The following is a 12079-nucleotide window of genomic DNA, read 5'->3' on the forward strand; positions in this document are numbered from 1 at the left end:
TGGACGCTACGCCCCGCGGCATCCACATGACAAGCGCCGGGTCGCCGACGCGCGGCGCACCGGCGCACCGTGGGGAGACGCAGCCACGAAGGAGTCCGCGTGATCGACAAGACCTGGTCGTCGCCCGCCGAGGCGGTCGGCGACATCCCCGACGGAGCCTCGCTCGCCGTCGGCGGCTTCGGCCTGTCCGGCAATCCCATCGCCCTCATCGAGGCCCTGCTCGCGCAGGGCACGCGCGACCTCTCGGTCGTCTCCAACAACTGCGGCGTCGACGACTGGGGGCTCGGCATCCTGCTGGGCGCCGGTCGCATCCGCAAGATGACCTCGTCGTACGTGGGTGAGAACAAGGAGTTCGAGCGGCGGTTCCTCTCCGGTGAACTGGAGCTCGAGCTCACCCCCCAGGGCACTCTGGCCGAGAAGCTCCGCGCGGGAGGTTCGGGGATCGCGGCGTTCTTCACGCGGACGGGGGTGGGCACGCAGGTCGCCGAGGGGGGCCTGCCCCAGCGGTACGACGGAACGGGCGGGGTCGCCGTGGCCTCCCCGGCGAAAGACGTGCGCTCGTTCGAGGTCGACGGCGAGCCGCGCGAGTTCGTGCTCGAGGAGGCGATCACCACCGACTTCTCGCTCGTGCACGCGTGGAAGGGCGATCGCCACGGCAACCTCGTCTTCCGCAAGGCCGCCCGCAGCTTCAACCCGCTCGCCGCGATGGCGGGTCGCACCTGCGTCGTGCAGGTGGAGCACCTCCTCGAACCCGGCGAGATCGACCCGGATGCCGTGCACCTCCCGGGCGTGTACGTGCACCGCATCGTCGAGGTGGGCGAGGTCGAGAAGCGCATCGAGAAGCGCACCGTCCGTGAGGAGATCCGCTGATGCCCCTGTCCCGCATCGAGATGGCGGCCCGCGCCGCCCGCGAGCTCGCCGACGGCTCGTCCGTCAACCTCGGCATCGGCCTGCCCACGCTGGTACCCAACTACATCCCCGAGGGTGTCACGGTCGTGCTCCAGTCCGAGAACGGCATCCTCGGCGTCGGCCCCTACCCGACCGAGGACGCGGTGGATGCCGACCTCATCAACGCCGGCAAAGAGACGGTCACGACGCTGCCCGGCGCCGCCTTCTTCGATTCGGCGCTGAGTTTCGGCATGATCCGCGGGGGGAAGATCGACGCGGCGATCCTCGGGGCGATGCAGGTGTCGGCATCCGGAGACCTGGCCAACTGGATGATCCCGGGGAAGATGGTCAAGGGCCCCGGCGGGGCGATGGATCTCGTGCACGGTGCCGCCCGCGTGATCGTGCTGATGGAGCATGTCGCGAAGGACGGCTCGGCCAAGATCGTCGAGGCGTGCTCGCTGCCGCTGACCGGTCGGGGCGTGGTCGACCGCATCATCACCGACCTCGCCGTGATCGACGTGACCGGCGAGGGTCTCGTGCTCCGCGAGCTCGCGCCGGGGGTTACCGTCGACGAGGTGCGGGCGGCCACCGAGCCCCCGCTGACCGTGGCACTCACCGAGGAGCAGCACGCATGAGCACCGAGAACGACATCGTCATCGTCGCCGCCGCCCGCACGCCGCAGGGCCGCTTGAAGGGGCAGCTCGCGGCCCTCACCGCCGTGCAGCTGGGAGCGGCCGCCATTCGCGGAGCGCTCGAGCGCGGGGGCATCGCCCCCGGTGCGGTCGACGCCGTGCTGGTGGGGCAGGTGCTTCAGGCCGGGGTCGGGCAGAACGCCGCGCGACAGGCCGCGATCGCGGCGGGGATCGGGTGGGACGTCCACGCCGCGACGGTGAACAAGGTGTGCCTGTCGGGCCTGACCGCGATCATCGACGCCGCCCGCATGCTGCGTCTCGGCGACGCCACTGTCGTCGTGGCCGCGGGAATGGAGTCGATGACCCGCGCTCCGCACCTGCTGATGAACTCGCGCGAGGGCTATGCCTACGGCTCGGTCGAGGTGCTCGACCACCTGGCGTTCGACGGCCTCACCGATGCCTACGATCGCGAGAGCATGGGCGCCTCCACCGAGCGCGCGAACGCCCGGTACGACGTCACGAGGCAGGCCCAGGATGCCGTGGCCGCACGCTCCCACCAGCGCGCCGCCGCGGCCCAGGCCGCCGGGGTGTTCGACGCGGAGATCGTGCCGGTCGAGATCCCGCAGCGCAAGGGCGAACCGGTCACCGTGCGCGCCGACGAGGGCATCCGCGCCGACACCACGGTCGACACCCTCGCCACGCTCCGCCCCGCGTTCGCCGAGGGCGGGTCGATCACCGCGGGCAACGCCTCGCAGATCTCCGACGGCGCCTCGGCGGTCGTCGTCACGACCCGCGCGACCGCCGAGGCCCGAGGCTGGGACGTGCTGGCCGTCGTGGGCGCGGCGGGTCAGGTCGCCGGACCCGACAACTCGCTCCACGCGCAGCCCGCGCGGGCCATCGCGAAGGCGCTCGAGAAGCAGGGGATCCCGGCCGCCGACCTCGACCTCGTCGAGATCAACGAGGCCTTCGGCGCCGTGGTTGCGCGGTCGCAGGCGGAACTGGGCCTCGCCGACGACGTGGTCAACCCGCACGGCGGCGGCATCGCGATCGGTCACCCGATCGGCGCGTCGGGCAACAGACTCGTCGTGCACGCCGTCCACGAGCTCGTGCGCCGCGGCGGGGGCACGGCGGCCGTGGCCCTCTGCGGCGGCGGCGGGCAGGGCGAGGCGCTGATCCTCACCCGTTGACGACGAAACGGATGCCGCGACCTCGAGGCCGCGGCATCCGTTCGACGTGTGCGTTCCCGCGCGAGGCGGGGAGAGGTCAGCGCGCGAGGCGCTTCTTCAGCAGCTTCTGCTGCTTCTTCGACACGGGGGAGTCGCCTGCGATCACGCGACCGCGACGCGCGCGACGGGTGTCGACCACCGCGCCGACCGCCAGCGCAAGGGTGATGCCCCAGCTCAGCCACGCCAGCGCGGTGCGCCACGTGAACGGCTCGTCGTTCTTGAGCCCGCGCAGGAGCGTGACGCCGCCGGTGATGGCGCTGAGAAGACCGGTTCCGAAGATGTACTGCCGCATGCACCCAACCTATCCAGGGGCGGCCGGTGCCCGCGTGCGCCTTGACAGGGGCGTGCCGCGCTCTCGCGACAGCGCGTATACCGCCCGGCGTCCACCCCCGTGCGCGATCGACCCGCGCTGTTAGCCTGAGACCGATCCCCGAGGAGGACCTGTGACCCAGGCCGATTTCGTCGTCGTCGCCAACCGACTGCCCGTCGATCGCACCCCCGACGGTGAGGGCTGGCGCCGCTCGCCGGGTGGTCTCGTCACCGCCCTGGAGCCGGTGATGCGCCGCGCCGAGGGCGCCTGGGTGGGCTGGGCGGGGCAACCCGACACCACCCTCGAGCCCTTCGAGTTCGAAGGGACCCACCTCGTTCCGGTCACCCTCTCGGCCTCCGACGTGCAGCTGTACTACGAGGGCTTCTCCAACGACACCATCTGGCCGCTGTACCACGACGTCATCGCCGCGCCCACGTACAAGCGCGCGTGGTGGGACGCCTACGTCAAGGTCAACCGGCGCTTCGCGCAGGCCGCCGCCGACGTGGCCGCGCAGGGCGGCATCGTCTGGGTGCAGGACTATCAGCTGCAGCTCGTACCGAAGCTGCTGCGCGAGCTGCGCCCCGACCTCACGATCGGCTACTTCCACCACATCCCCTTCCCCGCGTACGGCCTCTACGCGCAGTTGCCGTGGCGCAAGCAGGTGCTCGAGGGACTCCTCGGCGCCGACGTCATCGGTTTCCAGCGCGTCGCCGACGCCGGCAACTTCGCCCGGGCCGTCCGCCGCCAGCTGCGCTACGAGACCAAGGCCAGCGGCATCCTGGTGCCCGAGGGCGAGACCACCCGCGTGGCCCTGGCGAAGGCGTTCCCCATCTCGATCGACGCCGACTCCTACATCGAGCTGGCGCAGCGCCCCGACATCCAGCAGCGCGCGAAAGAGATCCGCGAGGGGCTCGGCAACCCCCGCAAGATCCTGCTCGGCGTCGACCGCCTCGACTACACCAAGGGCATCCGCCACCGCCTCAAGGCGTGGGGCGAGCTGCTCGAAGACGGGCGCGCGAGCGTCGACGACGCGACGCTGGTGCAGGTCGCGAGCCCCAGCCGCGAACGCGTCGAGGCGTACATGCAGTTGCGCGACGAGATCGAGATGACCGTCGGCCGCATCAACGGCGACTACGACACCACCACCCACACCGCGATCCGCTACCTGCACCAGTCGTACCCGCGCGAGGAGATGGTCGCGCTGTTCCTGGCGGCCGACGTTATGCTCGTCACGGCCCTGCGCGACGGCATGAACCTCGTCGCGAAGGAGTACGTGGCCAGCCGCGTCGACAACCGCGGCGTGCTCGTGCTCAGCGAGTTCGCCGGCGCGGCCGACGAGATGGGCAGCGCCCTGCTCATCAACCCGCACGACATCGACGGACTGAAGGATGCCGTCATGCGCGCGATCGACATGCCCGCCGCCGAGCAGGGGCGACGCATGCGCGCCCTGCGCAAACGCGTCCGCGACCACGACGTCGAGGATTGGTCGCAGGACTTCCTCGACGCCCTCTCGGTGTTCCACGAGAAGGCCTCCAGCGCGGCCGCCGCCGCCGAGGTCACCCGCGGCGACGACGGCTCTGCGCCCGAGCACGAGCCCATCGACGAGACGGATGCCGGATGACCGCCGCCGACGCGACGATCGAGGCCGTCGCCACGACAGACACGCTCCTGATCGCCCTCGATTTCGACGGCACCCTGTCGCCCCTGGTCGATGAGCCGATGTCGGCGCGGATGACGCCGGGGGCCCGGGCCGTCGTCGACGAGCTCGCCGCGCTGCCGCGCACCGTGGTGGCGCTGGTGTCCGGCCGCTCGCTCGGGCATCTGCGCGAGATCTCGGAGCACGGCGACGACTCGCCCCTGTGGCTGGCCGGATCACACGGCGCGCAGTACTGGGTGCCGGGCAGCGGTTTCGAGGCCTCGGCCGACGACTCCGCCGACCTCGCGCTGCGCGACCGCCTGCAGCAGAAGGTGCTGGAGGGCACGGCCGACATGAGCGGCGTGTGGATCGAGCCGAAGGAGTACGGCCTCGGCGTGCACACGCGCACCGCGGATGCCGAGACGGCGGCCGCCGCGCGCGCGCTCGCCGACCGTCTCGTCGCCGCCGAGGCGCCCGCCTGGCGTCGACGCACCGGTCACGACATCCTCGAGTTCTCCTTCCGCCACGAGGGCAAGGACTCCGCCATCGCGCGGCTGCGCGAACGCCTCGGGGCCACGGCGGTTCTGTTCGCCGGCGACGACGTCACCGACGAAGACGCCCTGCGCTCGCTCGGCGACGCCGACCTCGGCGTGCACGTGGGCGGGGGAGAGACCGCCGCCACGTTGCGCGTGGACGACATCGACGCCTTCGTGGCGGTGCTCGACGCCGTGGCGCGTCTCCGCCGGGCGCACATCTCCTAGACCGGCGCCGTTCGCGTCGAGGGCTCCGCGCGCGCAATAGACTTCGGGAATGCCCGCACCGCAGAATCCGAACACCGGCGAGTTCGACATCAAGCCCCGCAGTCGCGTCGTCACCGACGGCATCGAAGCCACGACCTCGCGCGGAATGCTCCGCGCGGTCGGCATGGGCGACGAGGACTGGGACAAGCCCCAGATCGGCATCGCGTCGAGCTGGAACGAGATCACCCCCTGCAACCTCAGCCTCGACCGCCTCGCGCAGGGCGCGAAGGAGGGCGTGCACGCCGGAGGCGGTTACCCGCTGCAGTTCGGCACCATCTCCGTCTCCGACGGCATCTCGATGGGCCACGAGGGGATGCACTTCTCGCTCGTCTCGCGCGAGGTCATCGCCGACAGCGTCGAGACCGTCATGATGGCCGAGCGCCTCGACGGCTCCGTGCTGCTCGCGGGCTGCGACAAGTCGATCCCCGGCATGCTCATGGCATCCGCCCGTCTCGACCTCTCGAGCGTCTTCCTCTACGCCGGGTCGATCGCGCCGGGCTGGGTCAAGCTCTCCGACGGCACCGAGAAGGACGTCACGATCATCGACTCGTTCGAGGCGGTCGGGGCGTGCCTCGCCGGCAAGATGAGCGAGGCCGACCTCAAGCGCATCGAGTGCGCGATCGCCCCCGGTGAGGGCGCCTGTGGCGGCATGTACACCGCCAACACGATGGCCTCGGTCGCCGAGGCCCTGGGGCTCAGCCTCCCCGGCTCGGCCGCCCCGCCGTCGGCCGACCGTCGCCGCGACTACTTCGCCCACCGCTCGGGCGAGGCCGTCGTCAACCTGCTGCGCCAGGGCATCACCACCCGCGACATCCTCACCAAGGAGGCCTTCGAGAACGCCATCGCCCTCGCCATGGCCCTCGGCGGCTCGACCAACGTCGTGCTGCACCTGTTGGCGATCGCCAACGAGGCCGAGGTCGAGCTGAACCTGCACGACTTCAACCGCATCGGGGACCGCACCCCTCACGTCGCCGACATGAAGCCGTTCGGGCAGTACGTCATGAACGACGTCGACCGTCACGGCGGCATCCCGGTCATCTTGAAGGCCATGCTCGACGAGGGCCTGCTGCACGGCGACGCGCTCACCGTCACGGGCAAGACGCTCGCCGAGAACCTCGCCGACCTGAACCCCGACCCGATCGACGGCACCGTCATCCACACCTTCGACAACCCGATCCATGCCACCGGCGGCATCACGATCCTCCACGGGTCGATGGCGCCCGAGGGCGCCGTGGTGAAGTCCGCGGGCTTCGACGGCAACGTCTTCGAGGGCCCCGCGCGCGTCTTCGAGCGCGAGCGCGCCGCGATGGACGCCCTCGAGGCGGGCGAGATCGCGGCCGGAGACGTCGTCGTCATCCGCTACGAGGGTCCCAAGGGGGGACCGGGCATGCGCGAGATGCTCGCCATCACCGCCGCCATCAAGGGCGCGGGCCTCGGAAAAGATGTACTACTCTTGACGGACGGTCGATTCTCAGGCGGCACAACCGGCCTCTGCATCGGCCACATAGCTCCCGAAGCGGTCGACGCAGGTCCGATCGCCTTCGTGCGCGATGGTGATCTGATACGGGTCGATATCGCCGCTCGCACTCTCGACTTGATCGTCGATGACGCCGAGCTGAGTTCCCGCCGTGAGGGCTGGGAACCGCTTCCCCCGCGCTATACCCGTGGCGTTCTGGCCAAATACTCCAAGCTCGTGCACTCCGCCGCGGAGGGCGCGGTCACGGGCTGACGGCCGTCCCCTTCTCACCTTCTCTGGTTCTCGAGGTACTCCCATGTCCATCGATTCCCCCACCGCGGCCGTGCCCCGGCCCCCGGCTCGAACCGCTCCGGCGCCCGTGCTGACCGGCGCGCAGGCTGTCGTCCGCTCGCTCGACCTGCTCGGCGTCACCGACGTGTTCGGTCTGCCGGGCGGGGCGATCATGCCCGTCTACGACCCGCTCATGGACGACGAGCACGTGCGCCACATCCTCGTGCGCCACGAGCAGGGCGCCGGCCACGCGGCCGAGGGCTACGCCGCCGCCTCCGGCCGGGTCGGCGTCGCCATCGCCACCTCCGGCCCCGGCGCGACCAACCTGGTCACGGCGATCGCCGACGCCTACATGGACTCGGTGCCCCTGGTCTGCATCACCGGCCAGGTGTTCTCGACCCTCATGGGCACCGACGCCTTCCAGGAAGCCGACATCGTCGGCATCACCATGCCGATCACCAAGCACTCGTTCCTGGTGAAGTCGGCCGAGGAGATCCCCGGAGCGATCGCCGCGGCGTTCGAGATCGCCTCGACGGGCCGCCCCGGCCCGGTGCTCGTGGACATCACGAAGGACGCCCAGCAGAACGAGGCGCCCTTCGTGTGGCCGCCCAAGATCGACCTGCCCGGCTACCGCCCCGTCACCAAGGCGCACGGCAAGCAGATCCAGGCCGCGGCGCAGCTCCTCGCCACCTCGAAGAAGCCCGTGCTCTACGTGGGCGGCGGTGCCATCCGCTCCAACGCCTCCGCCGAGCTCAAGGTGCTCGCCGAGGCGACGGGGGCGCCCGTGGTCACCACGCTCATGGCGCGCGGGGCCTTCCCCGACTCGCACGAGCAGCACCTCGGCATGCCCGGCATGCACGGCACGGTGCCCGCGGTGCTCGCGCTGCAGGAGAGCGACCTCATCGTCTCGCTCGGGGCGCGCTTCGACGACCGCGTCACGGGCAAGGCGGCGCTCTTCGCACCCGACGCCCAGGTGGTGCACGTCGACATCGATCCCGCCGAGATCTCGAAGATCCGCACGGCCGACGTGCCGATCGTGGGAGACCTGCGCGAGGTCCTCGTCGATCTGGATGCCGCCTTCCGCGCCGCCGATGCCGAGAACCCGCACGACTACTCCGAGTGGTGGGCGTACCTGAACGGTCTGCGGGAGGAGTTCCCGCTGGGCTACACGCCCACGACCGACGGCCTCCTCTCGCCGCAGCACGTGATCCAGCGCATCGGCGAGATGACCGGCCCCGAAGGCGTCTTCGCCTCCGGCGTCGGCCAGCACCAGATGTGGGCCGCGCAGTTCATCAAGTACGAGCGTCCCAACGCGTGGCTCAACTCCGGCGGCGCCGGCACCATGGGCTACGCGGTCCCCGCGGCCATGGGCGCCAAGGTCGCCCAGCCCGAGCGGGCCGTGTGGGCGATCGACGGCGACGGCTGCTTCCAGATGACCAACCAGGAGCTCGCGACCTGCGTCATCAACGACATCCCGATCAAAGTCGCGATCATCAACAACTCCTCGCTCGGCATGGTGCGCCAGTGGCAGACGCTCTTCTTCGACGGTCGCCACTCCAACACCGACCTGAACACCGGTCACGGCACGCGTCGCATCCCCGACTTCGTCAAGCTCGCCGAGGCGTACGGGTGCCTGGCCATCCGCGTCGAGAAGGAAGACGAGATCGACGCGGCCATCCAGCTCGCGCTCGACACCAACGACCGCCCGGTCGTGATCGATTTCGTCGTGAGCGCGGACGCGATGGTGTGGCCGATGGTGCCGCAGGGCGTCAGCAACAGCTACGTCCAGTACGCGCGCGATCACTCGCCCGCCTTCGCCGAGCAGGAGGACTGAGATGTCTCGTCACGTTCTGAGTCTCCTCGTCGAGGACAAGCCGGGTCTGCTGACCCGCGTCGCCGGGCTCTTCGCCCGCCGCGGCTTCAACATCGAGTCGCTCGCCGTGGGTGTGACCGAGGTGCCCGGTCTGTCGCGCATCACGGTCGTCGTCGACGTCGAGGGCCTGCCGCTCGAGCAGGTGACGAAGCAGCTGAACAAGCTCATCAACGTCATAAAGATCGTCGAGCTCGACGCCGCCAGCTCCGTGCAGCGCGAGCACGTGCTCGTCAAGGTGCGCGCCGACAACGCCAGCCGGTCCAACGTGCTCGAGGTCGTCAACCTCTTCCGCGCGTCGGTGGTCGACTACGCCCCCGACGCCATGGTGATCGAGATCACGGGCGACTCGGGCAAGGTCACCGCCTTCCTCAAGGCGATCGAGCCGTTCGGCGTGAAAGAACTCGCGCAGTCGGGCCTGCTCGCCGTCGGCCGTGGCGGCAAGAGCATCACCGAGCGCGTCCTGCGCGGCTGAACCCGGTCGGTCCCCGAGCCCGTCGACGGGTCCGACACCTCCCACTTCACTCGTCCACCAACCCCCGGTCCCTTCGACAAGCTCAGGGACCTGACGCAAGGAGAACATCCCATGGCAGAGATCTTCTACGACGACGACGCCGACCTCTCGATCATCCAGGGCAAGAAGGTGGCCATCGTCGGCTACGGCTCACAGGGTCACGCCCACGCGCAGAACCTGCGCGACTCGGGCGTCGAGGTCGTCATCGCGCTGAAGGACGGCTCCAAGTCGGCCGCCAAGGCGCAGGAAGACGGCTTCGAGGTCAAGAACGTGGCGGACGCGGCCGAGTGGGCCGACCTCATCATGATCCTCGCGCCCGACCAGCACCAGCGATCGATCTTCGCCGACTCGATCAAAGACAAGCTGACCGCGGGCAAGACCCTCGCCTTCGCTCACGGCTTCAACATCCGCTTCGGTTACATCGACGCTCCCGAGGGTGTCGACGTCATCCTCGTCGCCCCCAAGGCCCCTGGCCACACGGTGCGTCGCGAGTACGTCGCCGGCCGCGGCATCCCCGACATCATCGCCGTCGAGAGCGACGCCTCGGGCTCCGCCTGGGACACCGCTCTGTCGTACGCGAAGGCCATCGGCGGCACCCGCGCCGGCGTCATCAAGACGACCTTCACCGAAGAGACCGAGACCGATCTGTTCGGCGAGCAGGCCGTGCTGTGCGGTGGCATGAGCCACCTCGTGCAGGCGGGCTTCGAGACCCTCGTCGAGGCCGGCTACCAGCCGCAGATCGCCTACTTCGAGGTGCTGCACGAGCTCAAGCTCATCGTCGACCTCATGTGGGAGGGCGGCATCGCCAAGCAGCGCTGGTCGATCTCCGACACCGCCGAGTACGGCGACTACGTCTCGGGCCCCCGCGTCATCTCGTCCGACGTCAAGGACAGCATGAAGGCCGTGCTCTCCGACATCCAGTCGGGCGCGTTCGCCGAGCGCTTCATCGCCGACCAGGACAACGGCGCCCCCGAGTTCCTCGAGCTCCGCGAGAAGGAGCAGGGCCACCCGATCGAGGCCACCGGCAAGGAGCTGCGCGGCCTGTTCGCCTGGAAGCAGCAGGACAGCGACTACGTCGAGGGTTCAGCCGCGCGCTGAGTCTTCTCGCCACGAACGCCCCGCGGCTCCGGCCGCGGGGCGTTCGTCGTTTCTTCGACGCGGCGGATCGCGGATGCCGCGGGGTGGGTGGGCCCGCGTCGAGGGTGGGGCGTGTGTGGCGTGGTGTCGGCGAGCCGGGCGTGCGCGGCGGGGAGTGCGCGGCGGGCCGTGCGCTCGTGGCGTGTGTGCGGCGGGGTGTCGGTGTGCGGGGCGTGGACGGGCGCGGCGGGGTATGGGCACCGGGGCCGCCGCGGGTCGGCGGGGCGTGGTCGTGGTGTCGGTGGTCGGCGCTAGCGTTGAGCCGTGAGTACTCCGCGCGATGACGACGCCCTCTCGTGGGGCGGTGACGACGATCCGACTCTCGACGTCGGCGACAACGGCGCGACCGGGCGGGGGAGCACCGCCGGGCACGAGCGGGGGTCCGATCCCGGAACGGCAGAGCCGGAGTTCGAGCGCGCGGATGCCGCGCCCGAACCGCTGCAGCCTGCGGCCATGCCCGAGCCGCTGCAGCCGGAGCCGCTGCAGCCGGAGCCGCAGCCCGAGCCGACGCAGCCCGAGTCCTCGGCGACCCCGGCCGAGCGGCATCCCGCCCCCGCGGCCGGAGACGGGGAAGCCTCCGACGAGGCGGATGCCGCTCATGCGGCGCCCCTCGGCAACGTCGGTCTGGTCGGCATCGGCATGGTCGCTGCGACATTCCTGCTGTTCGCGGTCGGGTGGTTCGCCGCCGGTCTGCGGCTCCGAGGCCTCGGACTCCCGATCCCCGATGTGACGGTGCTCTCGATGACCGTCGGCGCCGCGCTCGCGCCGCTCGTGTGGTTCGTCACAGTGCTGGTGCTGACCCGCAGCTGGCGCACCTGGCAGCGCTTCCTCCTTCTGATCGTGGGCATCGTGCTGCTCGTACCCTGGCCGTTCCTGTCGTTGGGAGTGTTCGCATGAGCGAGGTCGTACGCACTCGCGCCCTGCCCACCTGGCTCATCGTGGTCATCGCGGGACTGTTCGGGCTGTTCTACGCCTACGTCGTCTGGAGCGCGGTCGCGCTCCTCGTCACGCAGGTCAACGGTCCGCTCGGGCTGAACGGTCTCGGGTGGTTCGTCTACATCCTCCCGATCGTGTTCCCGCTGATCGCGTTCGGGGTGGCCTTCGCCATCGGTGCCCGACGAAAGGCCGGTGAATTCGCGATCGTGCTGCTCGCGGGCCTGACGCTGTCGGCCGCGTTCTGGCTCGCGATCGTCGGGTACGGCACGACCTCGTACGGCCTCTACGGCGGCTGAACGCGGGGGTCCCGGCATCCGGGATCACTGTGATCGCGCGGGGTTCTTGGCTCGTGAGACTGCTTCTCGCTGACGTCTGTGTGTCAG

The 12079-nt window shown here is 70.4% G+C and carries 12 protein-coding genes; 11 read left to right on the top strand and 1 reads right to left on the bottom strand.

From position 1 onward, the window contains the following. Positions 1 to 99 precede the first annotated feature (99 nt). The 3 genes from ACK4LS_RS01190 to ACK4LS_RS01200 are packed head-to-tail and all read left to right on the top strand — an operon-like array spanning position 100 to position 2707. Positions 100 to 870, top strand: coding sequence for a CoA transferase subunit A (locus ACK4LS_RS01190; protein ID WP_409712268.1), 771 nt, complete (start codon positions 100 to 102; stop codon positions 868 to 870). Next, a complete protein-coding gene (locus ACK4LS_RS01195; RefSeq protein WP_409712270.1) occupies positions 870 to 1523 on the top strand; it encodes a CoA transferase subunit B in 654 nt (217 codons plus the stop codon). Before ACK4LS_RS01190 ends, ACK4LS_RS01195 begins: the two co-directional genes overlap by 1 nt. Beyond that, positions 1520 to 2707 carry an acetyl-CoA C-acetyltransferase gene (locus ACK4LS_RS01200; protein WP_409712272.1) on the top strand — a complete coding sequence of 396 codons (1188 nt, stop codon included), beginning with the start codon at positions 1520 to 1522 and terminating at the stop codon, positions 2705 to 2707. The genes ACK4LS_RS01195 and ACK4LS_RS01200 overlap by 4 nt, the downstream gene beginning before the upstream one ends. Before the next feature lie 76 nt (positions 2708 to 2783). Here ACK4LS_RS01200 and ACK4LS_RS01205 read toward each other — a convergent pair whose 3' ends face one another. After that, positions 2784 to 3038, bottom strand: coding sequence for a hypothetical protein (locus ACK4LS_RS01205; protein WP_409712274.1), 255 nt, complete (start codon positions 3036 to 3038; stop codon positions 2784 to 2786). A gap of 151 nt (positions 3039 to 3189) precedes the next feature. Between ACK4LS_RS01205 and otsA the strand changes: the two genes are divergently transcribed. The 8 genes from otsA (at position 3190) to ACK4LS_RS01245 (ending at position 11992) form a co-directional block, all read left to right on the top strand. Next, the gene (gene otsA / locus ACK4LS_RS01210; RefSeq protein ID WP_409712276.1) at positions 3190 to 4677 is read left to right on the top strand and encodes an alpha,alpha-trehalose-phosphate synthase (UDP-forming); all 1488 of its coding nucleotides are present in this window, start codon (positions 3190 to 3192) and stop codon (positions 4675 to 4677) included. After that, on the top strand, positions 4674 to 5453 hold the full coding sequence (gene otsB, locus ACK4LS_RS01215) for a trehalose-phosphatase (RefSeq protein WP_409712278.1): 780 nt from the start codon (positions 4674 to 4676) through the stop codon (positions 5451 to 5453). The genes otsA and otsB overlap by 4 nt, the downstream gene beginning before the upstream one ends. Positions 5454 to 5502: 49 nt before the next feature. Beyond that, the gene (ilvD, locus tag ACK4LS_RS01220) at positions 5503 to 7221 is read left to right on the top strand and encodes a dihydroxy-acid dehydratase (protein ID WP_409712280.1); all 1719 of its coding nucleotides are present in this window, start codon (positions 5503 to 5505) and stop codon (positions 7219 to 7221) included. Positions 7222 to 7264: 43 nt separating this feature from the next. Continuing rightward, positions 7265 to 9073: an acetolactate synthase large subunit gene (locus tag ACK4LS_RS01225; RefSeq protein ID WP_409712282.1), complete on the top strand. Its 1809-nt coding sequence runs from the start codon at positions 7265 to 7267 to the stop codon at positions 9071 to 9073. A gap of 1 nt (position 9074) precedes the next feature. Continuing rightward, positions 9075 to 9584, top strand: coding sequence for an acetolactate synthase small subunit (gene ilvN / locus ACK4LS_RS01230; protein ID WP_409712284.1), 510 nt, complete (start codon positions 9075 to 9077; stop codon positions 9582 to 9584). A gap of 111 nt (positions 9585 to 9695) precedes the next feature. Continuing rightward, complete coding sequence (ilvC, locus tag ACK4LS_RS01235; protein WP_409712286.1) at positions 9696 to 10721, top strand: ketol-acid reductoisomerase; 1026 nt, start codon at positions 9696 to 9698, stop codon at positions 10719 to 10721. Positions 10722 to 11024: 303 nt separating this feature from the next. Next, positions 11025 to 11657, top strand: coding sequence for a hypothetical protein (locus ACK4LS_RS01240; RefSeq protein ID WP_409712288.1), 633 nt, complete (start codon positions 11025 to 11027; stop codon positions 11655 to 11657). Next, a complete protein-coding gene (locus tag ACK4LS_RS01245) occupies positions 11654 to 11992 on the top strand; it encodes a bacitracin resistance protein (protein WP_409712290.1) in 339 nt (112 codons plus the stop codon). Before ACK4LS_RS01240 ends, ACK4LS_RS01245 begins: the two co-directional genes overlap by 4 nt. The last annotated feature ends 87 nt before the right edge of the window (positions 11993 to 12079 follow it).

The organism is Microbacterium sp. (assembly GCF_046295495.1).
Classification (GTDB): Bacteria; Actinomycetota; Actinomycetes; order Actinomycetales; family Microbacteriaceae; genus Microbacterium.